The sequence below is a fragment of the Ruegeria jejuensis genome, from assembly GCF_041537905.1.
In the GTDB taxonomy this organism is placed as follows: Bacteria; Pseudomonadota; Alphaproteobacteria; order Rhodobacterales; family Rhodobacteraceae; genus Ruegeria_C.
Map to the genome: position 1 here is coordinate 42,765 of NZ_JBGRUO010000016.1, position 22,938 is coordinate 65,702.

24 protein-coding genes and 2 pseudogenes are annotated in these 22,938 nt (G+C 60.1%); 14 read left to right on the forward strand and 12 right to left on the reverse strand.

Annotated elements, in window-relative coordinates; translation table 11 throughout:
• Window positions 1-51: 51 nt before the first annotated feature.
• From msrA to AB1E34_RS17490, 4 genes are all read right to left on the reverse strand, one after another.
• A complete protein-coding gene (gene msrA, locus AB1E34_RS17475; RefSeq protein WP_372573606.1) occupies window positions 52-564 on the reverse strand; it encodes a peptide-methionine (S)-S-oxide reductase MsrA in 513 nt (170 codons plus the stop codon).
• Entirely contained in the window at window positions 561-1,010 is a 450-nt protein-coding gene (gene msrB, locus AB1E34_RS17480) for a peptide-methionine (R)-S-oxide reductase MsrB (protein WP_372573607.1), read from the reverse strand. The genes msrA and msrB overlap by 4 nt, the downstream gene beginning before the upstream one ends.
• Before the next feature lie 101 nt (window positions 1,011-1,111).
• Window positions 1,112-2,434, reverse strand: coding sequence for a GH1 family beta-glucosidase (locus AB1E34_RS17485; protein ID WP_372573608.1), 1,323 nt, complete (start codon window positions 2,432-2,434; stop codon window positions 1,112-1,114).
• Window positions 2,431-3,465, reverse strand: a complete 1,035-nt coding sequence (locus tag AB1E34_RS17490; RefSeq protein ID WP_372573609.1) for a LacI family DNA-binding transcriptional regulator — start codon at window positions 3,463-3,465, stop codon at window positions 2,431-2,433. The genes AB1E34_RS17485 and AB1E34_RS17490 overlap by 4 nt, the downstream gene beginning before the upstream one ends.
• A 233-nt stretch (window positions 3,466-3,698) precedes the next feature.
• Between AB1E34_RS17490 and AB1E34_RS17495 the strand changes: the two genes are divergently transcribed.
• From AB1E34_RS17495 to AB1E34_RS17515, 5 genes are all read left to right on the forward strand, one after another.
• The gene (locus tag AB1E34_RS17495; protein WP_372573610.1) at window positions 3,699-4,967 is read left to right on the forward strand and encodes an ABC transporter substrate-binding protein; all 1,269 of its coding nucleotides are present in this window, start codon (window positions 3,699-3,701) and stop codon (window positions 4,965-4,967) included.
• Between the two features lie 80 nt (window positions 4,968-5,047).
• On the forward strand, window positions 5,048-6,055 hold the full coding sequence (locus AB1E34_RS17500) for a carbohydrate ABC transporter permease (RefSeq protein WP_372573611.1): 1,008 nt from the start codon (window positions 5,048-5,050) through the stop codon (window positions 6,053-6,055).
• An 11-nt stretch (window positions 6,056-6,066) separates the two neighbouring features.
• Window positions 6,067-7,215: a carbohydrate ABC transporter permease gene (locus AB1E34_RS17505; protein ID WP_372573612.1), complete on the forward strand. Its 1,149-nt coding sequence runs from the start codon at window positions 6,067-6,069 to the stop codon at window positions 7,213-7,215.
• Between the two features lie 9 nt (window positions 7,216-7,224).
• Window positions 7,225-8,886 (forward strand): alpha-amylase family glycosyl hydrolase, encoded by a 1,662-nt coding sequence (locus AB1E34_RS17510; RefSeq protein WP_372573613.1) that lies wholly within the window; start codon window positions 7,225-7,227, stop codon window positions 8,884-8,886.
• Between the two features lie 4 nt (window positions 8,887-8,890).
• A complete protein-coding gene (locus AB1E34_RS17515; RefSeq protein ID WP_372573614.1) occupies window positions 8,891-9,982 on the forward strand; it encodes an ABC transporter ATP-binding protein in 1,092 nt (363 codons plus the stop codon).
• 15 nt (window positions 9,983-9,997) lie between these two features.
• On the opposite strand, the gene AB1E34_RS17520 is transcribed toward AB1E34_RS17515, so the two are convergent.
• The 3 genes from AB1E34_RS17520 to AB1E34_RS17530 are packed head-to-tail and all read right to left on the reverse strand — an operon-like array spanning window position 9,998 to window position 13,616.
• Window positions 9,998-11,497 carry a heme biosynthesis protein HemY gene (locus AB1E34_RS17520; RefSeq protein WP_372573615.1) on the reverse strand — a complete coding sequence of 500 codons (1,500 nt, stop codon included), beginning with the start codon at window positions 11,495-11,497 and terminating at the stop codon, window positions 9,998-10,000.
• A gap of 10 nt (window positions 11,498-11,507) precedes the next feature.
• Window positions 11,508-12,836 (reverse strand): COG4223 family protein, encoded by a 1,329-nt coding sequence (locus AB1E34_RS17525; protein WP_372573616.1) that lies wholly within the window; start codon window positions 12,834-12,836, stop codon window positions 11,508-11,510.
• Window positions 12,837-12,890: 54 nt separating this feature from the next.
• Window positions 12,891-13,616: a uroporphyrinogen-III synthase gene (locus tag AB1E34_RS17530; protein ID WP_372573617.1), complete on the reverse strand. Its 726-nt coding sequence runs from the start codon at window positions 13,614-13,616 to the stop codon at window positions 12,891-12,893.
• Between the two features lie 86 nt (window positions 13,617-13,702).
• Here AB1E34_RS17530 and tsaD point away from each other — a divergent pair, with 86 nt between their 5' ends.
• Genes tsaD through AB1E34_RS17555 form a run of 5 tightly spaced genes read left to right on the forward strand, consistent with a single transcriptional unit; the run spans window position 13,703 to window position 16,890 of the window.
• Complete coding sequence (gene tsaD, locus AB1E34_RS17535) at window positions 13,703-14,800, forward strand: tRNA (adenosine(37)-N6)-threonylcarbamoyltransferase complex transferase subunit TsaD (protein WP_372573618.1); 1,098 nt, start codon at window positions 13,703-13,705, stop codon at window positions 14,798-14,800.
• Complete coding sequence (locus AB1E34_RS17540) at window positions 14,797-15,759, forward strand: NAD(P)H-dependent glycerol-3-phosphate dehydrogenase (protein ID WP_372573619.1); 963 nt, start codon at window positions 14,797-14,799, stop codon at window positions 15,757-15,759. Before tsaD ends, AB1E34_RS17540 begins: the two co-directional genes overlap by 4 nt.
• A gap of 1 nt (window position 15,760) precedes the next feature.
• On the forward strand, window positions 15,761-16,030 hold the full coding sequence (locus AB1E34_RS17545; protein WP_372573620.1) for a YciI family protein: 270 nt from the start codon (window positions 15,761-15,763) through the stop codon (window positions 16,028-16,030).
• Complete coding sequence (locus AB1E34_RS17550; RefSeq protein WP_372573621.1) at window positions 16,030-16,452, forward strand: EVE domain-containing protein; 423 nt, start codon at window positions 16,030-16,032, stop codon at window positions 16,450-16,452. The genes AB1E34_RS17545 and AB1E34_RS17550 overlap by 1 nt, the downstream gene beginning before the upstream one ends.
• A 42-nt stretch (window positions 16,453-16,494) precedes the next feature.
• Entirely contained in the window at window positions 16,495-16,890 is a 396-nt protein-coding gene (locus AB1E34_RS17555; protein WP_372573622.1) for a DUF1761 domain-containing protein, read from the forward strand.
• 228 nt (window positions 16,891-17,118) lie between these two features.
• Here AB1E34_RS17555 and AB1E34_RS17560 read toward each other — a convergent pair whose 3' ends face one another.
• Window positions 17,119-17,460, reverse strand: a complete 342-nt coding sequence (locus tag AB1E34_RS17560; protein WP_372573623.1) for a DUF2853 family protein — start codon at window positions 17,458-17,460, stop codon at window positions 17,119-17,121.
• 200 nt (window positions 17,461-17,660) lie between these two features.
• Between AB1E34_RS17560 and AB1E34_RS17565 the strand changes: the two genes are divergently transcribed.
• Entirely contained in the window at window positions 17,661-18,308 is a 648-nt protein-coding gene (locus tag AB1E34_RS17565; protein WP_372573624.1) for a DUF899 family protein, read from the forward strand.
• A gap of 46 nt (window positions 18,309-18,354) precedes the next feature.
• On the opposite strand, the gene ahcY is transcribed toward AB1E34_RS17565, so the two are convergent.
• Together ahcY and AB1E34_RS17575 are read right to left on the reverse strand one after the other, a co-directional pair.
• Window positions 18,355-19,743, reverse strand: coding sequence for an adenosylhomocysteinase (gene ahcY, locus AB1E34_RS17570; protein WP_372573625.1), 1,389 nt, complete (start codon window positions 19,741-19,743; stop codon window positions 18,355-18,357).
• 148 nt (window positions 19,744-19,891) lie between these two features.
• Window positions 19,892-20,206, reverse strand: coding sequence for a hypothetical protein (locus AB1E34_RS17575; protein ID WP_372573626.1), 315 nt, complete (start codon window positions 20,204-20,206; stop codon window positions 19,892-19,894).
• Between the two features lie 209 nt (window positions 20,207-20,415).
• Here AB1E34_RS17575 and AB1E34_RS17580 point away from each other — a divergent pair, with 209 nt between their 5' ends.
• Window positions 20,416-21,009: an HD domain-containing protein gene (locus AB1E34_RS17580; protein WP_372573627.1), complete on the forward strand. Its 594-nt coding sequence runs from the start codon at window positions 20,416-20,418 to the stop codon at window positions 21,007-21,009.
• An 88-nt stretch (window positions 21,010-21,097) separates the two neighbouring features.
• Window positions 21,098-21,190: pseudogene (locus AB1E34_RS17585) on the forward strand (IS5/IS1182 family transposase); the annotation flags it as partial.
• On the opposite strand, the pseudogene AB1E34_RS17590 reads toward AB1E34_RS17585, so the two are convergent.
• A pseudogene (locus AB1E34_RS17590) lies at window positions 21,170-21,617 on the reverse strand (IS5 family transposase); the annotation flags it as partial. The pseudogenes AB1E34_RS17585 and AB1E34_RS17590 overlap by 21 nt on opposite strands.
• A 23-nt stretch (window positions 21,618-21,640) precedes the next feature.
• Window positions 21,641-21,820: a hypothetical protein gene (locus tag AB1E34_RS17595; RefSeq protein ID WP_372573628.1), complete on the reverse strand. Its 180-nt coding sequence runs from the start codon at window positions 21,818-21,820 to the stop codon at window positions 21,641-21,643.
• Here AB1E34_RS17595 and AB1E34_RS17600 point away from each other — a divergent pair.
• A complete protein-coding gene (locus AB1E34_RS17600) occupies window positions 21,807-22,691 on the forward strand; it encodes a DMT family transporter (RefSeq protein WP_372573629.1) in 885 nt (294 codons plus the stop codon). The genes AB1E34_RS17595 and AB1E34_RS17600 overlap by 14 nt on opposite strands.
• Window positions 22,692-22,938 lie beyond the last annotated feature (247 nt).

Here is a 22,938-nt window from a genome sequence, read left to right on the forward strand (position 1 = left end):
ATCGACGCGCAATTTGGTCCGAAACCCGGTTCTTACTTTTTGGATTGCGCTCTATTCCGCCGCATCCATCCGTTTTGGCAGCACCCAGCCCGGGCGCGGGAAGTGGCAAGTATAGCCATTGGGGACACGTTCCAGATAGTCCTGATGCTCCGGCTCTGCCTCCCAGAAATCACCGACGGGCTCCACCTCGGTGACGACCGTACCGGGCCAGAGACCAGAGGCGTTCACGTCAGCGATGGTGTCGATTGCGGTCTGTTTTTGCGCCTCGTCCACGTAATAGATCGCCGAGCGATAGCTCAGACCCAGATCATTGCCCTGCCGGTTCGGCGTGGTGGGATCGTGGATCTGGAAGAAGAAGGCCAGCAGATCGCGATAGTTGATCACGGCGGGATCAAACATGATCTCGATCCCTTCGGCATGGGTGCCGTGATTGCGATAGGTCGCGTTGGGCACATCTCCACCGGTATATCCCACGCGGGTCTTGGATACTCCGGGCAGTTTGCGGATCAGGTCCTGCATTCCCCAGAAACATCCGCCAGCCAATACGGCGCGTTCACTTGTCATGCGATATCCTCCACTTGGTCCAGATACTCTCCATAGCCTTCCGCTTCCAAATCATCGCGATGGATAAAGCGCAGAGAAGCCGAGTTGATGCAGTAGCGCAGCCCGCCATGTTCGCGCGGCCCGTCCGGGAACACGTGGCCCAGATGGCTGTCGCCATGGGTCGAGCGGACCTCGGTGCGGATCATGCCCAGCGTCTTGTCTTCCAGCTCCTGCACGTGGGCAGGCTCGATAGGCTTGGTGAAGCTCGGCCAGCCGCAGCCGGATTCGTATTTATGGGCTGAGGCGAAGAGCGGTTCGCCCGACACGATGCACACATAGATGCCGGGTTCCTTGTTGCTCAGATGCTTGCCGGTGCCGGGGCGTTCGGTGCCGCTGCGCTGGGTGACGTGGAATTCTTCGGGCGAAAGCGCGGCAATCGCGTCCGGGTTTTTAAAATATCGGCTCATGGTACCCCCGATGTGGTGTCTCATTTGACTAACAAATGGGGCGCATCTGCGCAAAGCAAAGAGTTGTTTCGCCCCGCTCGCAAGGACGTGTGCCGCGCGGCCTAACGCAGCATCGCCGCCAGCGCATGGTAAGAGGCCTTTGGCGTGCGCATCAGGCTTTCGAAATCCACATGCACCAGACCGAAGCGCTTTTCATAGCCCAGCGCCCATTCGTAGTTGTCCAGCAGCGACCAGACCATGTAGCCCGCCACCGGGACGCCCTCTGCAACGGCCGCTTTGACGGCGTCCAGATGGTCATTCAGATAGTCGATCCGCATCTGATCCGGCACCGCGCCATCCTTGAGCCTGTCGTCATTGGCCATGCCGTTTTCGGTCACATAAATCGGCAGGTCGCCGGTATAGTCGCGAGCGGTACACTTCAGGAAATCATACAGGCCCTGCGGATAGATTTCCCACCCCATCTGGGTTTTGGGCAGCGGTCCGGGCACCTCGTGGTGATGCGGCCAGGGCCCGTTATCGGGTGCGATGAGTTTGCGAGTGTAGTAGTTCAACCCGCACCAGTCGACCGGTGTGCCGATGATGTCAAAATCGTCCTGCCAGTTCTCGGGCAGATGCGGCCCCAGCCCCTCAAGTACGTTTTCAGGATAGCATTTCTTGAACACGCCACTCAGGAAGAAATGGTTGTAATAGCCGTCATAAAGATCGGCAGCCTGCCGTGCCTCGGGTGAACTATCGGCGGGTTCGGCCCATTCCATGTTGAACACCGCGCCCAGATTATCCATGCCCAGCCCCCGCATCGCCTGAATGGCGCTGCCATGCGCCAGCATCACGTGGTGCATCGCGCGGGCGGTGGCACGGATGTCGCGCAGCCCCGGTGCGTGATGGCCAAGGAAATGGCTCAGCCAGCCGACACACCATGGTTCGTTGATCGGCGCGACCGAGTGCACACGGTCGCCGATCCGGCCCATGATGATCTCGGTGAAATCGGCGAACCAACCAGCGATGTCGCGATTGCGCCAACCGCCGAGATCCGCAAGCGGCGACGGCAATTCCCAGTGATAGAGCGTGGCAAGCGGCTTGATCCCGCGCGCCAGCATCGCGTCGACCAAGCGGTCGTAGAAATCCAGCCCGTCGGTGTTCACCGCGCCGCGCCCCTCCGGCAGCACCCGCGCCCAGCTGGTGGAAAAGCGGTAGGCGTCGAACCCGGCCGCCGCGACCAGATCGAGGTCGCCTTCGAAGCGCAGGTAATGCTCGCAGGCGCGCGCGCCGTTTTCCGCGCGGACCACATTGCCTGGTGTTGCGGCGAAGCTGTCCCAATGGGTCGGCCCGGCACCGCCCAGCGCGTGGCCTTCGATCTGATAGGCCGAAGTGGCCGCGCCAAAGGTGAAGCCGGGCGGAAAATCCTGCCGCGCATGGCGCATCATCGTCTCATCTCCGGCGCTGGGCCTGTTGAGCGGCCGACGACCAGCTCAGCCTCCAGCATGTGGGTCTGGTTCGGCGCATCGGGCTGTTCGATCTTTTCGATCAACATGCGGGACAGGATTTCTCCGGCCTGCTGCACCGAGGATCGGGTGGCGGTGAAGATCGGCACGTCCGATCCGTTGCGCAGATAGGATAGATCATCGTCATGGGTGATGACCGACACATCGCGCGCAAGCGTCAGCCCCGCCTCGTCAATGGCGCGGCGCACCCCGATGGCTGAGATCATCGACGCGGCGAGGATCGCGGTGGGGGGGGTCTTCATCTTCAGCATCTCTCGGGTCTCACGATGGCCGTACACCTCGGTCATCTCGGCGCTGCGCATCAGGGCGGGATCAGGCTCTATTCCAGCGGTTTTCAGCGCCTTGATATAGCCTTCGCGGCGGCGATGGGCGAAATCCATCTGCTCCAACCCGTTGATTAGCGCGATCCGTCTATGTCCCAGATCAAGCAGAAACTCGGTCGCCCGCTGGAACGAACGCTTGTTGTTCACATCCACCCAGCCATAGCTTTCATCGATCCCCGAGGAACGGCCATGCACGATAAACGGTAAGCCGATGCGGTTGAGCAGCGGGATACGCCCGTCATTCACCCGGGGACCCTGCAGAATGACCCCGTCGACCGAGCCTTTGGCCACCAATGCGTGATACACCTGCTCCTCATCGCCATCATCGACGCGGGTGAACATCATGTCATAACCAAACGCGGCATAGGCGCGTGAGGCCCCGGCGACGAAATCACCAAAGACCGGATTGACCATCTCATGCTGGGTCGAGGCCGGGATCACATGGCCGATCACCATTGCCCGACCGGTCGCCAGCCCTTTGGCGCGGCTGTTGGGGCGATAGTTATGCGCGCGCGCCGCTTCTTCCACCCGCCGTCGTGTCGCCTCGCTCACCTCGGGATAGCCGTTCAGCGCGCGACTGACGGTAGTCTGCGACAATTGCAGTTTTTTGGCGAGGGTTTTTAGGTTCATAGGGTATTCAAAGCGCTTTCAATTTTCGTGGATAATTTGTGAAAGGAATAGAGCGCCACGTCAATCTATTTTGGATCATGGGTGGAAAATCACTCAAAGTTGCTCCTTATCACGCAATTTTCATACTAAGTGTTGACAGAATCTCTTGCGCGACGTCACAAAGGGAAATCCAAAGCGCTTTGGAAAGCGCCCAAAGCAAGGCACCGCGCCCCACGCGGTTGGGAGGAGAAACAATGAACAACAGATTGCTCGCGGGAACCGCAGCACTTGCACTGATCGCTGGCGCGGCGCAGGCCGACAAGGTGACCGTATTTGGACCCTGGCTGGGGCCGGACCAGGAAAACGTCGAGGCCGTGCTGGCGGGATTCGCCGAAGCCACCGGGCATGAGGTCGCCTATGTCGGGTCGGACAGTTTCGAACAGCAGATCCGTATCGACGCCGAGGCGGGCTCGGCCCCCAACGTATCGGTCTTTCCGCAACCCGGCCTTGCCTCTGACATGGCGGGTGAAGGGTTCCTGACGCCGCTGGCGGAGGGCACCGGTGACTGGGTGCGCGACAATTACGCTGCCGGACAATCTTGGGTCGATCTGGGCACCTATGCGGGTCCGGATGGCGCCGAGGACCTCTATGGGTTTTTCTACAAAGTCGATGTGAAGTCGCTGGTCTGGTACAGCCCCGAGAATTTCGAGGATGCGGGCTATGATGTGCCCACCACGATGGAAGAGCTGAAAGAACTCACCGATCAGATCGTGGCGGATGGCGAAACGCCCTGGTGTATCGGCCTGGGATCAGGCGGCGCGACGGGCTGGCCCGCAACCGACTGGGTCGAGGACATGATGCTGCGCACCCAGCCGCCCGAGGTCTATGACGCGTGGGTCGCCAATGAGACCAAGTTCAACGACCCTGCGGTGATTGGTGCAATCGAGGAATTCGGTGCCTTTGCCCGCAACGACGACTATGTCGCAGGAGGCGCCGGCGCGGTGGCCACCACCGATTTCCGCGACAGCCCCAAGGGCCTCTTCAGTTCGCCGCCACAATGCTACATGCATAAGCAGGCCAGCTTTATCCCGGCCTTCTTCCCGGAAGGCACAGTCGTGGGCGAAGATGCAGATTTCTTCTACTTCCCCGCCTATGAAGGCAAGGATCTGGGCAGCCCCGTTCTGGGCGCTGGCACGCTCTGGGCCATCACCAATGACAACCAGGGCGCGCATGACCTGATCAACTACCTGCAATCCCCCGAAGCGCATGAAATCTGGATGGCCCGCACCGGCTTCCTGACACCGCACAAGGGCGTCGATACCTCAGTCTTTTCGGATCCCACACTCAAGAAGATGAACGACATCCTGCTGGGCGCGACCACCTTCCGCTTTGACGGGTCCGACCTGATGCCAGGCGGCGTTGGCGCCGGAACCTTCTGGACCGGCATGGTCGACTATACCGGCGGCAAAGACGCGCAAGAGGTTGCGGACGAAATTCAGTCCTCCTGGGACTCTCTCCAATAACCCCCACTCACTCATGAGCAGGGGCAATCCGGCATGATCCGGGCTGCCCCACCCCTACCCCTTTTCCCGGAGCATGAGAGATGAGCCCAGCGCTGCAGGGTCTTATGACCATCGTGATCGGAGTGGTCGGTTGTGTCGGCTATTTCTACCTCTCCAACCAGTTTCTCGACAAAGTTCTCTATCCCGCGCGCGGGCCGAATGCGGGCCGCAACATCAACCGCGCCAACCTGATCCGGCCCTGGTTGTTCCTGTTTCCCGCGCTGTTCGCCTTGGGCCTCTATCTGGCCTATCCGGTTGTCGAAACCCTGCGACTGTCGCTGACCGACCGGATGCCCGGCGGCGGCTATAAGTGGGTCGGGTTGCAGAACTACCAACAAATGATGCAGGAGCCGAAGTTCTGGGAGGCCATGCGCAACAACATGCTGTGGCTGATCGTGGTGCCAGCCATGTCCACCGGCTTTGGCCTGCTGGCCGCGCAGCTGACCGACCGTATCCGCTGGGGAAATCTGGCGAAATCGCTGATCTTCATGCCGATGGCGATCTCGTTTGTCGGCGCGGCGGTGATCTGGAAACTGGTCTATGACACAAGGCCCGTCGAGCAGGACCAGATCGGCGTACTGAACGCTATCTACATGGCGATTGGCGGGGCCGAGCCGCAAACCTGGCTGACCACACCGTTCTGGAACTCGTTCTTCCTGATGATCGTGTTGATCTGGATTCAGACCGGCTTTGCCATGGTGATCCTGTCCGCGGCCCTACGTGGCATTCCCGAGGAAACGGTCGAGGCAGCCATCGTCGACGGGGCGAACCCGTTCCAGATCTTTTTCAAGATCAAGGTGCCGCAGATCAAGAACACCATTCTGGTGGTCTGGACCACGATCACCATCACCGTGCTCAAGGTCTTCGACATCGTCTTTGCCATGACCAACGGCCAGTGGGAGACGCAGGTGCTGGCAAATTACATGTTCGACAAGCTGTTCCGCGCCAATGACTGGGGCGTGGGCTCGGCCTCGGCCATCGTGATCATGATCCTGGTGATGCCGATCCTTGTCTGGAATGTGCGCAATGCGCGCGCTGAGATGAAATAGGGAGTGCCGAGATGAACAATATCGCTGGCTCAAGATCGGCACTGGTCTGGATCGTCAATCTCTGCGTGCTCGGCCTTGTCTGCCTCTGGCTCTTCCCGACATTTGGCCTGTTCGTGTCCTCCTTCCGCACTGCGGACCAGATCGCCACAAGCGGCTGGTGGCGGGCCATGTTCGCCTCGGAGCAGAACCTGACCCTGCGCACCGCGGCGCCGGACACTCAGGTCCAGCAAGGCGACATGTACGTGATCGAGGGCAATCTGTTCGGCGACAACCCGGACGCGGTAATTTCGGTCTGGGGCGTGTCGTCACGCGATATCGACGCTTATACGCCGGGGGAAACCGCCGAGCTGCGGCGCGGAGGCGAGATCACGGTGCAGGCTGATGGCGGCTATCGTCTGGTCAACACCGAAGCATTCGAAGGCAATCGCGGCCCGCGAGTCTTCGTCACCGCCACAACGCCGCCTGAACTGACCTTACAGAATTATCGCAACATCCTGTTCGATCCGGCCAATGTGGATGGGATGGCCAAGGCGTTCTTCAACACGCTGACCGTGACGATCCCGGCCACGATCATTCCCATTCTGGTGGCCGCTTTTGCCGCCTATGCGCTGGCCTGGATGGATTTTCCCGGTCGCGCGCTGTTGATCGCAGCGGTGGTCGGCCTGTTGGTGGTGCCGTTGCAACTTGCGCTGATCCCGCTGTTGAAGCTGCATCTGGGCGTGGGGATCGGCAAAAGCTATCTGGGCATCTGGCTGGCGCATACCGGGTTCGGGCTGCCGCTGGCGATCTATCTGCTCAGGAACTACATGGCCGGTCTGCCCCGCGACATTATCGAAAACGCACGGGTGGACGGGGCCACGGATTTTCAGATCTTCACCAAGATCATCCTGCCGCTCAGCTTCCCGGCACTGGCATCCTTCGCGATCTTCCAGTTCCTGTGGACATGGAACGACCTGCTGGTCGCCAAAGTGTTCCTGATCGATGCGTCAGGGCAGACCACAGTGATGACAGCGCAGATTGTCGAGCTGATGGGCACGCGCGGCGGCAACTGGGAAATCCTTGCTACAGCGGCCTTCGTGTCGATCGCGGTGCCGCTGCTGGTCTTCTTCGCAATGCAAAAATACCTGGTCCGCGGATTGCTGGCCGGCTCTGTCAAATAGGGTAAACTCATGAACGCTCAAATGGCTCCTCAACCGGGTGTTCCGGTCGAACGTGCGGCGGATTGGTGGCGCGGCGGGGTGATCTATCAGATCTATCCGCGCAGCTTTCAGGACAGCAATGGCGACGGCATCGGTGACCTCGCCGGGATTACGCAGCGGCTGGATTACGTGGCCTCACTGGGCGTCGATGCGATCTGGATCTCGCCTTTCTTCAAATCTCCGATGAAGGATTTCGGCTATGATGTCAGCGATTACCGCGATGTCGACCCGATGTTTGGCACGCTCGCAGATTTCGACGCGCTGCTGGCCCGCGCCCATGCGCTTGGGCTGAAAGTGATGATTGATCTGGTTCTGTCCCATACCTCGGATCAGCATCCGTGGTTCAGCGAAAGCCGGGCGTCGCGCGACAACCCAAAGTCCGACTGGTATGTCTGGGCCGATCCGAAACCCGATGGAACGCCGCCCAATAACTGGCTGGCGATTTTTGGCGGCTCGGCCTGGCAGTGGGACGCGCGGCGGCAGCAATACTACCTGCACAACTTTCTGGCTGCACAGCCCGACCTCAATTTTCACGAACCCCAGGTTCAGGACGCCCTGCTGGATGTGGCACGGTTCTGGCTGGATCGCGGGGTCGACGGGTTCCGGCTGGACACGATCAACTTCTATTTCCACGACAAGGACTTGCGCGACAACCCGCCGCTGCCGCAGGACGCACGCAATGACAGTATCGCGCCGCAGGTGAACCCCTATAACCATCAGGACCACCTCCATTCAAAAAGCCAGCCGGAAAACCTGGCATTTCTGGAGCGGCTGCGCGCGCTGACCGACGCTTATGACGCGCGCGCCTGTCTGGGTGAGATCGGCGATGCCCATCGCGGGCTTGAAATCATGGGCCAATATACCGAAGGCGAGACGCGCATGCATATGTGCTACGCCTTTGAATTTCTCGAAGGCCGCCGCGCCACCGCAGAAGGCATTGCCCAGGTATTCCGGGACCTTGAAGCCGCCGCACCGGATGGTTGGGCCTGCTGGGCGTTTTCGAACCATGACGTGCAACGCCATGCCAGCCGCTGGGGGCTGAGCGACGACGCGTTGCGCTGCTATACCATGCTCATCATGTGCCTGCGCGGCTCTGTCTGCCTCTATCAGGGCGAAGAGCTAGGTCTGGCAGAAGCAGATGTTGCATTCGAGGATCTGCAGGACCCTTATGGCATCGAGTTCTGGCCCGAGTTCAAGGGCCGCGATGGATGCCGTACGCCGATGGTCTGGCAAACCCAGGCGGAAAATGCTGGTTTCGGCAGCGGCAAAAGCTGGCTGCCGGTCAGCCCGACCCATGCAGAAGCGGCCGTCGATCGGCAGGAACAGGACCCGGGCGCAATGCTGCACCATTACCGGCGCGCCATTGCGCTGCGCGGCGCGCACCCGGCTTTGCAGGCGGGCCACCAGGACGATCTGCGCGCGGATCAGAACCTGCTGAGCTTCCAGCGCAGCGATGTATCCGAGACGCTGTTCTGCGCCTTCAACCTTGGCGACGAACCGGCGGTGGCCACGCTTCCCGATGGGTCATGGCAGGTGGTCAGCCAGGGGATGCGAGGCGCGGTAAGCCCGAAGGGGCAGCACGCCATGCTCGGAGCCTGGCAGTATCTGATCGTGAAACGGGCGGAGGGCTGACATCATGGCCGATCTGAAACTCACCAATGTTGAAAAGACCTACGCCGAAAGCGTCAATGTTCTCAACAACATCAACCTGGATATCAAAACCGGCGAGTTGATCGTGTTTGTTGGCCCCTCAGGCTGCGGCAAATCAACCTTGCTGCGGATGATCGCTGGTCTGGAGAAAATCACCGGCGGTGAACTGACCATTGACGGCGAGGTCATGAATGACGTGCCCCCGGCGCAGCGCGGTATTGCCATGGTGTTCCAATCCTATGCGCTTTATCCGCATATGACGGTGCGCGACAACATGGCCTTTGCCCTGAAGATCGCCAAGAAATCGAAATCCGAGATCGACGCAGCCGTCGAAAAAGCGGCCAAAGTCCTCCAGTTAGAGCCTTATTTGGATCGCCTGCCCAAGGCGCTCTCCGGTGGTCAACGCCAGCGTGTCGCCATTGGCCGCTCAATCGTGCGCGATCCGAAAGTATACCTCTTTGACGAGCCGCTTTCGAACCTCGACGCCGCCCTGCGCGTTGCCACCCGGATCGAGATCGCGCGACTGAAAGAAGCTATGCCGGATCGCACGATGATCTACGTGACCCATGATCAGGTCGAGGCGATGACGCTGGCGAGCCGCATCGTGGTGCTGGCCAACAAGGGTATCGCCCAAGTCGGAACGCCTCTGGAACTCTATGAAACGCCAGAAAACGAGTTTGTCGCTCAGTTCATCGGCTCGCCTTCGATGAACCTGCTGCCCGGCACGATCACCGGCACCGGCGCCAAGACAACCATCGCGCTTGAGGGCGGCGGCACGGCGGTTTCCAATATCCCGACTACAGCAGGTGATGACGGCAAGGCGGTCAATATCGGTGTCCGGCCCGAGGATATGGTGCCAAGCGACGGTGATTACCTGTTCAAGGGCAAGGTGGACATCACCGAAGCACTGGGCGAGGTCACCTTGCTTTACTTTGAACCGGTCGCGGGGGCAGAACCGGTGATCGCCAAACTGCCCGGCATCCAGCGCAATCAGCGCGGCAGCGAAGTCGCCCTGACCGCCGATCCGGCCAAGGTGCATCTGTTTCATCAAGGACAGTCGATGCGCCCCACATCCTGATACGGGGCGCAGTTATCAGGTGGCGGGTCGGGGTTCTGCCTCTGGCGTGTCAGATGGCTGAACTTCGCCATCCAGAATCGTGGCCTCGTCCGGGGCATCCTCGGGCGCGTCCTCAACCTCATCGGATTTATCTTCCAGCGCACCCAGAATCAGAGGCAGCATCTGCGCACCGGTTGCGGTTGCAACCTCCTGTTTGGTCGGCGCGGTCCAGGTCAAGGTATCGAAGCTACCGCAATTGGCACAGACCGGCGCCCATTCGGGCTGAATATCGTGGCAATTGTCACAAACCCATTGCGGCCCGCGCGGCGCGGTCAGCGCCTTGGCGAGCCAGCCCTGCACCACCGCGTCCGAGGCCCCTTCACCACGTTCGATCGCCGCCATCAGGGTAAAGACGCGCGCATCCGCGTCCGGCATCTCGACCAGATCGCCCAGCGCACGGCGCGCTTCGGGGAAGTCTTCGGCGACCACGTTCAACTCGGCCATGACAAGTCGTGTTTCCGGGTCGTTGGGATGCAACCGCGACAGGGCAGAGAAGCGGCGGACCCGGTTTGCGGGTGTCTCGTCAGGGTCGATCTCGGCAAAGGCATGGGCCAGTTCCGGGTGGGGGCGGACCTCCCATGCTTTCTTGAGAATCTTCGTTGCATAGCGCGGCTTGCCCTTGGCGATATGCGCGCGCGCCGCCATGGCGGCAGCCGGGATCAGATCCGGCGACAGGCGATTGGCCTCGATCGCGCGCTCCTGCTGATCGATGGTGCCATCCTCATCCAACAGCTCCTTGGCCTCGGACAAAGCCAGCACGGCATCGCGGCGTTTATAGACGTCCCGCGGCAGGGCGCCGGATTTCAGCTTGGCGGTCAGTGTCGAGCGGGCACCCGCCCAGTCCTGTGCCTTGGTCTGCAAGCTCAGCAACACATCCTGCGTCTCGCCATGTTTCGGCTTCAACTCCAGCGCCTTTTCGGCCAACTTGCGCGCGGTCTCTTCGTCGCCATCGGCCAGCTTTTGCTTCATGATCCCGCGCACGCCAACAAAGCGGGTCGCGTTGTTGGTGACCAACTTCTTATAAGTCTCGGCGGCGCGTTTGGTGTCGCCGTTCAGTTCGGCCGCCTGCGCCACCAAAAGGTTGGTCAGTTCTGGCTTCTGCAGCAGCTTCTCGGCCTTGCTGGCCTTGGCCATCGCCACGTTGCCCTCACCCGATGCCAGCGCCATCAGGCTATCTGCCAGCGCCTGGTAACCCCGACGCTCGCGGCCCCGGTCGAAATAGCGCGACATCGCGGTTTCATCCCCGTTGAGGAATTTCAGCGTCGCGATCAACAGGGTCAACAGCTTGAAGAACAGCCAGACGAGGCAGACCAGCACGATCAGGGCAAGAACCGATTGCAGCGGCCCAAGTGTGTATTCGGTACCGGCGATCGTGATCTGCACGCCGCCTTGTGTATCCATCAGATACCCGGCACCCAATGCCAGCAGCGCAACAATCGCCACCAGAACGAGAATTTTGAGCAGTGACCAAAGCATGGCGGGTCCTTCAGTTCGAGTTCAGGCTGGTTGACAGGGAATCAGCGGCGCTCAGCGCCTCCTGACGGGAGGTCGCGCGCGCGATCCAGTCGGCCAGCGCCGCCTTGGCCGCGTCCGGCAAGGCGTCCAGATCGGTCAGCGTGGTCGAGACATCGCCCTTGGTCAGCGCCGCCTCAGCGCGGGACAGGACCGCATCGGGGTCAGAGCCATCGCGCGGCTCTACCGAGCGTGCGCCGGTCTGGCGCTGGATGAAGGCCATCAAACCGCTGCCCTTGTCCGTTTCGCGTGCATCCGCCAGCGCCGTCCGTGCGGCAGGTGCAAAAGATTCCTGCAGCGCGCTCAGCGTGGCAACACCATCCGTGGCCGAGGCTGCCAACGCGCCGGGGATATCGACACCGCCGGATTTCAGTGCCTCCAGCGTCTTGGCATAAGCCGCGCCGCTCTCCAACTCGCCGCGCAACTGCGCGGCAGCGGTACGATTGGCGGCGGCCTGCGCATCAGCGCTCGCCTGCGCCTTGAGGTCCTGCGCCTGCTTCATCATCGATTCGACTTCGCTGCGCTGGCTGGCCATCGTGTCCTTGAGCTTGGCCAGTTCCGCATCATAAGCGGCGACTGCCTCTTTCGAGGCCCCCTCGGTGACGGGACGTTTTTCCAAATCGCTCAGGCGCGTTTCCAGATCCGGCAGGGATTTTGACAGGTCCTGTATCTGGGTGGTCAACGTTCCCAGGTCGCTCGTCATCGGATCGATCTGCGCGGCCAGCGCGGTGATCTTGTCGCTCAGACCGGCAGCGTCTGTGCCGCTAACCTTCTGATCAAGCGCGGTCAACGCGTCACTCTGCTGTTTCAGCTGGGTTTCAAGCGCGGTCACTTGTGTGGTCAGGCCGCTGGTGTCCGAACCCGAGCCAAACAGACCCGCCTGGCCCGCAACAAAACCGATTCCAGCCGCCAGAACACCACCAATCAACGCTGGCACAAACCCACCCGATTTCTTTTCCGGCTCTGCCGGAACGTTTTCTACATAATTCGGGGTGAAATTCATTTCAGCTTCGGCTTCGGCTTCGGCTTCGGCTTCGGCTTCGGCTTCGGCTTCGGCTTCGGCTTCGGCTTCGGCTTCGGCTTCGGCTTCGGCTTCGGCTTCGGCTTCGGCTTCGGCTTCGGCTTCGGCTTCGGCTTCGGCTTCGGCTTCGGAAGTTACCGAATCTGAGACCGCATCCGTGTCAACAGCTTGCTCAGCCTCGCCCTCGGGCGGCTCTGTGGCATCGGCATTTTCAACTGCCTCTACCGGGTCAGCCTCGGATGAGGTCTCCTTGCTGATCTCAGTCTTTTTCTTACCGGCCACCGAGCATTTCCCCCGTGATTCTGAAAATTATTAAACACCAGACCCTTGCAAAGACTAATGCGCGTCCGTGCGGCCCTCAACCCGGTTCACTCGTTTGACGGACAATTCAACGATTTTTCTCATCGCAGCGCTGTCCGGGCGGTCTGCGATCAATAGGTTTTGAAAGGACAATGTTTCAAGGGGTTCCGCCACGGCTGGGCTGAGTGCTGTCAGCCAAAGTGGCGCGCGAATATGGGCGGTTTCGGCAAATTGTCGCGCCGTACGTGGCGAGAATAGCGGCGCGATAACGGGCTCGGACCCGGCCAGAACCTGAACCGCTGCGTCGCTAAGGGGCCGCAAGAATTGATTATAAATCGCCTGTTCATCACACGGGATACCCGCTTGCGAAAGGTTCCTGGCAATCTCGCCCCGCGCATGCACGCCTCGTAAATGCAATAGAGGCGCGGCGGGTTTTTCCCTTGTTAGGGTCGAAATCAACTGCTGCGCCGTATCACCTGATTGTGTTGCTGGCCATCCGGCGTCGCGCGCCGCATTGGTGGTTGCCGCCCCGACGCAATAGCAGGCCAGATCGCGGGTCTGGATCAGGTCGCCAGCAATCGCAACAGCATTGGCCGAGGCGAAGACGAGCCCGCGAACATCCGACAGGTCGGGCGCGACATCCAAAGGGCGGATTTCGATCAGCGGCGAAAAGACCGGCGTCAACTGCTTAGAAACCTCGGCAGGCAACCCGGCGATGAACCGTTCAGAGGCGGCGCGCGGGCGTGTCATCAGCAGATGCATCTTGGTGTGGCCTTCCGCCTCGGGATTGTTTGCCGGAACGCGGGATGCTACCCCGCAGCGGATATCCTATGCAATCCCGGGGATGCATGACACGACATCTGACCATATTGGGGCTGGAAAGCAGCTGTGATGACACGGCCGCCGCCATCGTGCGCCAGACCGAGGAGGGCACGCCCGAAATCCTGTCCTCGATCGTCTATGGGCAGACCGATCTGCATGCGGATTTCGGCGGCGTTGTGCCGGAGATTGCAGCGCGCGCGCATGCCGAGAAGCTTGATCTGGCAGTGTTCGAGGCGTTGACGGCTGCTCAGGTGAATCTGACAGAACTAGACGCCATCGCGGTGACCGCCGGGCCGGGGCTGATCGGCGGGGTTCTCTCGGGCGTGATGTGCGCCAAGGGGCTCTGCGCGGCAACCGGGCTGCCTTTGATTGGCGTGAACCATCTGGCCGGGCATGCGCTGACGCCGCGCCTGACCGATGGGGTGGCATTTCCCTATCTGATGCTGCTCGTCTCAGGCGGGCATTGCCAGTATCTGATTGCGCGCGGCCCCGAAGAGTTCTCCCGCCTTGGCGGCACTATAGACGACGCACCCGGCGAAGCCTTTGACAAGACAGCCCGACTATTGGGTTTGGCCCAACCGGGTGGCCCTGCGGTCGAAGCTGAGGCGAGGAACGGCGACCCGACACGGTTCCGCTTCCCGCGCCCGCTTCTGGACCGGCCCGATTGCAACCTGTCGTTTTCGGGGCTGAAGACAGCCGTGCTGCGGGCCCGCGATCAGGTCGTGGCCGAAAAGGGCGGGTTGACCAGACAGGACCGCGCCGATCTCTGCGCCGGGTTTCAGCAGGCGGTCTCTGACACTCTGACCGAGAAGACGCGGCGCGCGATCAGTCTCTACATGGGGGAAAATCCGACTGAACCGGTGGTGGCTGTGGCCGGTGGCGTTGCGGCCAACGGCACGATCCGGGCCGCGCTGCGGGCGCTGTGCGAGGAGACCGGCGCGCGGTTTCTGGCACCGCCGCTGGCGCTATGCACCGATAACGCCGCGATGATCGCCTATGCCGGGCTGGAACGGTTTCGCGCCGGCGCGCGCGACGGCATGGAGCTTGCCGCGCGGCCTCGCTGGCCGCTGGACAAGACCAGCCCGGCCCTGTTGGGCAGCGGCAAGAAAGGGGCCAAGGCATGAGTGTTTCGGTTCTGGGAGCAGGCGCGTTTGGCACCGCTTTGGCTGTGTCGCTCGCAGGGAACGGGCCGGTGACGCTCTGGGCCAGATCGCGCGCGCAGGCGGATGCAATGCACAAGGCACGCGAAAACGCCGAACGTCTGCCGGGCGTGCCCCTGCCCGAAGCGCTGACCGTCACCGATGATTTGCACATGGCGGCGCAGAATCGGACGCTGTTGCTGGCCGTTCCGATGCAGAAACTGCGCGCTTTCCTAAGCGATCATGCCGAAGCGCTACGGGACAGGTCTCTGGTTGCCTGCTGCAAGGGGATCGAGTTGAAGACCGGACTGGGTCCGATCGCGGTGATGTCCGATGTCCTGCCCGATGCCCGCACTGCGCTGCTGACCGGGCCAAGCTTTGCCGATGACATTGCGCGGGGTCTGCCTACGGCGCTGACCCTGGCCTGTGCCGAGACGGATCTGGGCGCGGCGCTGCAACATGATCTGACGACTGCCAACCTGCGGCTGTACCGCACCAATGACACGATCGGGGCCGAGCTTGGCGGGGCGCTGAAAAACGTGATGGCCATCGCCTGCGGCACGGTGATGGGCGCAGGATTGGGCGACAGCGCCCGCGCCGCCCTGATGACGCGCGGCTATGCCGAGATGCAACGTTTTGCGCTGGCCTGCGGTGCAGAGCCAGAGACGCTGGCCGGGCTTAGCGGCTTTGGCGATCTGACGCTCACCTGCACCTCGGACCTGTCGCGCAACTATCGGCTGGGCCTGTCGCTGGGACGATCCGAGGGGTTTGACCCCTCGGTCACGGTCGAGGGAGCCGCGACCGCCTGTGCCGTTGTTGCGCGAGCAACCCAGATGCGGATCGACATGCCGATCTCGCGCTGTGTGACCGGGCTGCTGGATGGCGCCTTGACCCCGGATGCGGCGATGGCGCAACTTCTGGCACGACCGCTCAAGGAGGAATGACATGCTGATAGCCCTGATCGCGCGCGACAAGGATGGCGCGCTGCAAACCCGTCTGGATAACCGCACGGCGCATCTGGCCCATATCGAGGACACAGGCGTGGTTGCGCAGGCCGGTCCGTTGCTGGACGGCGACAAGATGATCGGATCGCTGATCATTCTGGACGTGGCTGATATGGCAGCGGCGCAGGCTTGGGCCGACAATGATCCCTACGCGAAAGCGGGGCTATTTCAATCGGTCGATCTGATCGCTTGGAAGAAGGTGATCGGGTGATGGCATATTGGCTGTTCAAGTCCGAACCCTCGACCTGGAGCTGGGACCAGCAGGTCGCCAAGGGCGCGGCGGGCGAAGAATGGGATGGCGTGCGCAACTATCAGGCCCGAAACCACATGCGCGACATGAAGCTCGGCGATCGCGGCTTCTTTTATCATTCGCAGAAAGAAAAGGCAGTGGTCGGCATTGTCGAGATCTGCGCCGAGGCGCATCCCGACAGCACAACCGACGATCCACGCTGGGAATGTGTGGACATCAAGGCGGTCCGACCCTTCACCGAGCCGGTGACGCTGGAACAGGTCAAGGCCGAGGAATCGCTCGCCGAAATGGTGCTGGTCAAAAGCTCGCGCCTGTCAGTGCAACCGGTGACCGAAGAAGAATGGCGCAAAATCTGTGCCTTGGGGCAGACAGAGGCGGACTGATCGGGCATCTTGGGCGCAGGTCCAATAGCGGAGAAGTCAGCAATGGAAGTGCTCAACATCCTCGTCGCTGCGGTTGCGGCATTTGCCATCGGGTCGGTCTGGTACATGAAACTGGCCGAACCGTGGATGGAAGCCTCAGGCGTGCCGCGCGGGCCGGATGGCCAGCCCGAAGGCGGGATGAACCCCAAGATCTTTGCGATCGGCTTTGTGCTGCAATTGATCGTGGCCGGAATGATGAGCCATGTGTTCCGCATGAGCGGGATCGCCTCAATTGGCGCGGGTCTGATCAGCGGTATCGGGGTTGGGCTGTTCTTCATCTCGCCCTGGATCGCGCTGAACAACATGTATGCCATGCGGTCGTTCAAACTGACGCTGATCGATGGCGGCTATGCCACGCTTGCCTGCGGCGTCATGGGACTGGTTCTGGCGCTGTTCTAGGGTGATTTTGCGTTTAATGGGGGAAGGTCCTGACGATACAGAACCTTCCCCGTCCCCACGTGCTCCCAACTCACCACACGCGAAAAAATTCGAAGGTTTGACCGTCCTGGTCCTTGGTTTCACTATCCGCCCAAACGCGATATTTGGCAAACTCAAAGCATTTCGGATTGAGTTAAAATGCGAAACGCCCACCTGTCCCCGGTGGACGCTTTCAAGTCTGAGCTGCCCTTAGCCGTAGACCGATTCTTTGCCGAAATGCTTGGTCAGCATGTAATAGACGACGGCGCGATACTTGTTGCGCTCGGACTTTCCGTAAGTTTCGACGACGGAATTGATGCCGTCCATCAGCTCGGGCCCGTCGGCAAGGCCCAGCTTCTTGATCAGAAAGTTCTTCTTGACCGTTTCCAGCTCGCTGTCCTGGCTGGAAGCAACGGTGGCAGCATCCGCATCATAGATCGCCGGGCCGCAGCCGATGGTGACCTTGCTCAGCAGTTCCATATCAGGATCAATCCCGCATTTGTTCTTCAGATCGTCGGCATATTGCGCGATCAGCTCGTCACGTTTTCCCATGGCAGTTCTCCCTTGATTTTCGTGCGTTTGCGAGCGTTTCAGCCCCGTCGCGCAAGCTAGTCAGCCAGCCAATTCACACAAAGGGAAAATTCCGCTGTGTTCCCCCTATCTGCAGCCAGCGCGCAACCTGTTGCGAATTCTTAGATTTTATTTTAACATTTACGTTAAATAGTATTTTGCCCAGACTGAAAGGCCCCGACATGTCCGCATCATTTCCCAATGAATCACCTACATATCGCACAGCGCGCAACGCGCTGTTGCACTCGGAACTGGAGCTTCGCCAGAAGACTGAAGAGGTCGCCGCTCTCCGCCGAAAGCTGCCAAAGGGTGGTGCTATTGCCGAGGATTACGGTTTCCGGGCGCTGGATGGGTCAGACGCGCCGCTGTCCTCACTGTTTGGCGATCACGACACTCTGGCGATCTATTCTCTAATGTATGGCCCCAATGCCGATGCGCCCTGCCCGGCCTGTTCGTCGCTGCTGGATGGGTTTTGCGGTCACGCCGCCCAACTGACGCGACGGATGTCGCTGGTCATCGTGGCGCAGAACACGCCGGAAAAACTGACCGCCTTGTCCAAGCATATGGGCTGGCAGGCGCTGCCGATCTACTCGGCCTTGGGGACCAGCTATCAAAGCGACTATCTGGCAGAGAGTTCCGAGGGCAATCAGATGCCGATGATGAACGTCTTTTGCCGCGACGGGGATGGCATTCATCATTTCTGGGGGTCCGAGATGCTGTTTGAACCCAGCCCCTGGCACCCGCGCCATATGGACAGTGTCTGGCCGCTCTGGAATGTGCTGGACATGACGCCGCAAGGTCGTGGGGATTTCATGCCTACCTTGCGCTGAAGCAGGAAAGAAGGCCGGGCAGACGCGCCGCCCGGCCCCGACCGGATCAGTACCGGTAGTGCTCGGGCTTGTACGGGCCCTCGGGCTTCACGCCGATATAGGCGGCCTGCTCGCTGTCCATCTGGGTCAGCTTGACACCGATGCGGTCCAGATGCAGGCGCGCAACCTTTTCATCCAGATGCTTGGGCAAGATGTAGACCTGATTGTCGTACTGATCGCCTTTGGTGAACAGCTCGATCTGGGCCAGAACCTGGTTGGTAAAGGACGCCGACATCACGAAGGACGGATGGCCGGTGGCGTTGCCGAGGTTCAGCAGGCGACCTTCGGACAGCAGAATGATGCGGTTGCCCGAAGGCATCTCGATCATATCCACCTGTTCCTTGATATTGGTCCATTTGTGGTTCTTCAGGCTGGCCACCTGAATTTCATTGTCGAAATGGCCGATATTGCCAACGATGGCCATGTCCTTCATCGCGCGCATATGCTCGATGCGGATCACGTCCTTGTTGCCGGTGGTGGTAATGAAGACATCGGCGCTGGCAACTTCGTCTTCCAGCAGGGTGACCTCGAACCCGTCCATCGCGGCCTGCAGGGCGCAGATCGGATCGACCTCAGTCACTTTCACACGGGCACCAGCACCGCGCAAGCTGGCGGCAGAGCCTTTGCCTACATCGCCGTACCCACAAACCACGGCAACCTTGCCGGCCATCATCGTGTCGGTGGCGCGGCGGATACCGTCAACCAGCGATTCCTTGCAGCCGTATTTGTTGTCGAATTTCGACTTGGTGACAGAGTCGTTCACGTTGATCGCCGGGAAGGGCAACTGACCGTCCTTGACCAACTGGTACAGGCGGTTCACACCGGTGGTGGTTTCCTCGGACACGCCCAGGATCTGGCCGCGCATCTTGGTGAACCAGCCGGGCGAGGCCGCCATGCGCTTGGCGATCTGTGCCTTGATCGCCTCTTCCTCTTCCGAACCGGGAACAGGGATGATGTCTTCGCCGGCTTCGGCACGCGCGCCCAGGAGGATATACAGCGTCGCATCGCCGCCATCATCCAGGATCATGTTGGGGCCATCTTCGAACAGGAAGGATTTGTCGAGGTAATCCCAGTGCTCTTCCAGCGTCTGACCCTTGATGGCAAAGACCGGGATACCGGCCTCGGCAATGGCCGCCGCCGCGTGGTCCTGGGTCGAGAAAATGTTGCACGACGCCCAGCGCACATCCGCGCCCAGTTCGACCAGCGTCTCAATCAGAACCGCCGTCTGTATGGTCATGTGCAGCGACCCGACGATCCGCGCGCCTTTCAGTGGTTTGCTCTCGCCATATTCCGCGCGCAAGGACATCAGCCCCGGCATCTCGGTTTCCGCGATATCCAGTTCCTTGCGGCCAAATCCGGCCAGCGAAATGTCTTTGACGATATAGTCCCCGGGCATTCTGCGCGCTCCATCTGCAACGATCAAATCCTGCTTGGCCCCGTAGCATCCAAAGCTACAAGAGGCAACGCGATTGACCATCGCAGGCGCTGGGTGGCGCAAATCAGGGGAGAGGGGGAGGGACGCGTTCGCTAAAACTGGTCCCGGGTCAACTTGGCGTGCCGTCCGGAATGACGAGCGGTACGGCCTCGAAGAAATCAGTGCCCGCGGCGACAATACAGGAAATGCCGTTGGCCTGGGTCAAGAGTACGGTGAATGTGCCGGTTTCTTCTGAAGTCCAGATTTCCATCACCGAATGTGAGCCACGGACATTCTGAAGACCACCGACCTTTAATTGTTCGGCATATTTGTCTTTCAGATTGGCGACAACGCTGTCGCGGGCTCCACAAGAGGCGGCAAAGGCAGGCGGCGCAGTGGCGGCCATACCGAAAGTCAGGGCAATACCCAACAAACGCTTGAACATGACAAGCTCCTTTCGTTACAGGTTTCTGTCTGAGAGGGCCGCCCAGGGAGGATAAAATGGCGTCCCCCTCGATTAATATATCGTGATCCCGCACCCGTTTTTCAAACCACGGGCGCTCAATAATTTGTTCGCAATGCGTGATCAGGATAAGGAACATTGTGCGATCGAATTGTGGCAAAAACATGGCAAACACGAAGGGCTGTGGCTGAATGGCAACGCAAACACGGGCTTGGCAGCGGATGTTATCGGGGCGTAGACTGGACTTACTGGATCCGACCCCGTTTGATATCGAGATTGAGGATATCGCCCACGGGCTGGCATTTGTGGCGCGTTGGAACGGCCAGACCAAGGGTGATTTCGCCTACTCCGTGGCCGAACATTCTTTGCTGGTCGAGGCGCTTTTTGGCCGAATTTCCCCCAAAGCACCCGCAAAATGGCGGCTGGCGGCCCTGCTGCATGACGCGCCGGAATACGTGATCGGCGACATGATTTCACCGGTGAAATCCGCCGTGGGGCCAGATTACGGCAAACTGGACGACCGGTTGGCCGCCGCGATCCATATCCGTTTTGGCCTGCCTGCCGCAGTGCCGAAAACCGTGAAACGCCAGATCAAGAAAGCCGACAAGATCAGCGCCTGGATGGAAGCCACCCAGATCGCCGGGTTTTCCGAGACCGAAGCCTCCAAGTTCTTCGGCCGCCCGGACAAAGCAGTGATGGAGGGGTTGCAGATCACGCTGCGGCCACCAGTGGAGGTGCGGCGGGCGTATTCTGATCGGCATGGGGCGTTGTTGGCATTGATTTGAACATGTGGCTTGACCCCACTGCGGGCGCCGACGGCTTAAGCTTGGCCGTATCCTCGACGCTCGATCCCATCCCTATGCCGCGCAGTTCATGGCCCGCGACTTCGATCGGCAAGTCGCTGAGCTCCAGATCCGGATCGCGGTGCTCAACCGCTACACCGCTCTTGGCATTCCACTCTCCCTCGCCCTCCACTGCCCGACAGGCGCATCCAAAGGATGCTGCCGAGAGGGGCTTTGATCCCGGTCGCGTCGATCAGCAGGTGCAAAGGACCCGTTCCTCCGCGGTAAGGGATGGCGATGCTCAAGGTCTTCTGGCGGCGACACAGGGTGCTGAAGTCCGGCACTTTCCAGTCAAGCCCTGCCAACCGCAACAAGCTTTCGACGAACCCGGTCGTTTGGCGAAGGGGCATGCCGAACAACACCTTCATCGTGAGACAAACCTGGATTGCCGCATCGCTGAATTCGCGCTGACGACCGCGCTTGCCGGTCGCTGGCGCATGCCATTCCATCTCGGCATCAAACCAGATCGATAATGAACCGCGCTGCTTCAGCGCTGTGTTGTACGAAGGCCAGTTCCTGGTCTTATACGTCGTAGGGGACCAACTGCTCATAACATCCAGCTATCACGCTGGATTCAAACAGTGAATCCCTTACCCATTTGTGCAACAAAGCCGGTAGCAGGTGAAAGTCGTTTTGTGATCTCTGTCATGCGTCGCTTGGTGCTATGCTTTTTGGACAGCTCGTGTTTTCCTTTGCCTATGGCTAAGGATAAGCTCGGTTTGGCGTATGTCGCGCTCTTGATGGCGATGCTCATCAGCGCTGGAAACTTCTTGTTTGGCAACCTCGCCGTCAATGAAGTTCCTCCGTTAGTCCTGGCCTTTTGGCGCAGCTTCATCGCCGCGATTTGTGTGCTTCCATTCGTCCTCGCCAAGCGGGCCAACCCGCTGCGATACTTCGTGCAAAATGCGCTGCGCATTTCAATCCTTGCAATCGTCGGTGTGGTATTCACGCCGTGGCTCGTGTATCTGGCGCTGCGCTCGGACGATTTGATCGATCTCGGAGCTGGCTACACGAGCGTTCCGCTGCTGACGATATTGCTTTCTGCCGTGTTGCTGCGAGAGAGGTTAAGGCCGGTGCAGTATCTGGGTGTTGCGCTGGCGCTGGCGGGTGCGTTGGTCTTTGTCTTCAGAGGAAATCTGACGAATCTGATTGAGTTCAAGCCGCATCTGGCGTTCCTGCTGATGATTGCGTCCAACTCTTTTCGGGCGCTCTATCTGGTTCTTCTCAAAAAATGGGACTTGCACCCAAAGCCCGAGGAAGGACTATTTGTCATTCTGGTAATTGGCACCATCGTGATGTCGCCCATTTTTCTGGCGTATGAAGCCAGCACGCCCAAACCCTTCGACTATTCGTGGCAGGTGTGGGGTTCGATTTGTTTTGTTGGCATCGGTATGGGTGCAATCTATCTCCATCTGATTAATTTTGGCACGAAAGAACTAGGGGCGTCATCTGCCTCGCTGTTCTCCTACCTGGTTCCGATCTTTGTTGCGGTCGAAGCTATCGTTGTACTGGGGGCGGAGCTTCATCTCTATCAAGGCGTCGGTGCTGTACTCATTGTCAGCGGTGTATTGATTGCAACCCGACTGCACTTCGAGGTTTCTCGCACCGATCACGCGCCGCACTAAGCATCAGCTATTGATACCGAAATGTCTGACATCAGCACCTCTGGGCCTGATTGAAGGATTTGCATAACGGAAGGTTTCTGGCTCATCTGAACCGTTAAGGAGTGAAGATGAGACGGAAAGCTGGAACCGACAAACCGACGGCTGAACGGGTCGTCAAGGACATTCACCGCAAGACGCGCAAGCACCATTCTGCGGAGGAGAAGATCCGCATTGTGCTCTTGCTCTGGGTCTGGGCGAGGGGCTCGCC

Coding starts and splice junctions, on each gene's coding strand:
- msrA (WP_372573606.1), bottom strand. CDS start 564: ATGACAAGTGAACGCGCCGTATTGGCTGGCGGATGTTTCTGGGGAATG.
- msrB (WP_372573607.1), bottom strand. CDS start 1,010: ATGAGCCGATATTTTAAAAACCCGGACGCGATTGCCGCGCTTTCGCCC.
- AB1E34_RS17485 (WP_372573608.1), bottom strand. CDS start 2,434: ATGATGCGCCATGCGCGGCAGGATTTTCCGCCCGGCTTCACCTTTGGC.
- AB1E34_RS17490 (WP_372573609.1), bottom strand. CDS start 3,465: ATGAACCTAAAAACCCTCGCCAAAAAACTGCAATTGTCGCAGACTACC.
- AB1E34_RS17495 (WP_372573610.1), top strand. CDS start 3,699: ATGAACAACAGATTGCTCGCGGGAACCGCAGCACTTGCACTGATCGCT.
- AB1E34_RS17500 (WP_372573611.1), top strand. CDS start 5,048: ATGAGCCCAGCGCTGCAGGGTCTTATGACCATCGTGATCGGAGTGGTC.
- AB1E34_RS17505 (WP_372573612.1), top strand. CDS start 6,067: ATGAACAATATCGCTGGCTCAAGATCGGCACTGGTCTGGATCGTCAAT.
- AB1E34_RS17510 (WP_372573613.1), top strand. CDS start 7,225: ATGAACGCTCAAATGGCTCCTCAACCGGGTGTTCCGGTCGAACGTGCG.
- AB1E34_RS17515 (WP_372573614.1), top strand. CDS start 8,891: ATGGCCGATCTGAAACTCACCAATGTTGAAAAGACCTACGCCGAAAGC.
- AB1E34_RS17520 (WP_372573615.1), bottom strand. CDS start 11,497: ATGCTTTGGTCACTGCTCAAAATTCTCGTTCTGGTGGCGATTGTTGCG.
- AB1E34_RS17530 (WP_372573617.1), bottom strand. CDS start 13,616: ATGCATCTGCTGATGACACGCCCGCGCGCCGCCTCTGAACGGTTCATC.
- tsaD (WP_372573618.1), top strand. CDS start 13,703: ATGACACGACATCTGACCATATTGGGGCTGGAAAGCAGCTGTGATGAC.
- AB1E34_RS17540 (WP_372573619.1), top strand. CDS start 14,797: ATGAGTGTTTCGGTTCTGGGAGCAGGCGCGTTTGGCACCGCTTTGGCT.
- AB1E34_RS17545 (WP_372573620.1), top strand. CDS start 15,761: ATGCTGATAGCCCTGATCGCGCGCGACAAGGATGGCGCGCTGCAAACC.
- AB1E34_RS17550 (WP_372573621.1), top strand. CDS start 16,030: ATGGCATATTGGCTGTTCAAGTCCGAACCCTCGACCTGGAGCTGGGAC.
- AB1E34_RS17555 (WP_372573622.1), top strand. CDS start 16,495: ATGGAAGTGCTCAACATCCTCGTCGCTGCGGTTGCGGCATTTGCCATC.
- AB1E34_RS17560 (WP_372573623.1), bottom strand. CDS start 17,460: ATGGGAAAACGTGACGAGCTGATCGCGCAATATGCCGACGATCTGAAG.
- AB1E34_RS17565 (WP_372573624.1), top strand. CDS start 17,661: ATGTCCGCATCATTTCCCAATGAATCACCTACATATCGCACAGCGCGC.
- ahcY (WP_372573625.1), bottom strand. CDS start 19,743: ATGCCCGGGGACTATATCGTCAAAGACATTTCGCTGGCCGGATTTGGC.
- AB1E34_RS17575 (WP_372573626.1), bottom strand. CDS start 20,206: ATGTTCAAGCGTTTGTTGGGTATTGCCCTGACTTTCGGTATGGCCGCC.
- AB1E34_RS17580 (WP_372573627.1), top strand. CDS start 20,416: ATGGCAACGCAAACACGGGCTTGGCAGCGGATGTTATCGGGGCGTAGA.
- AB1E34_RS17600 (WP_372573629.1), top strand. CDS start 21,807: ATGGCGATGCTCATCAGCGCTGGAAACTTCTTGTTTGGCAACCTCGCC.
- AB1E34_RS17595 (WP_372573628.1), bottom strand. CDS start 21,820: ATGAGCATCGCCATCAAGAGCGCGACATACGCCAAACCGAGCTTATCC.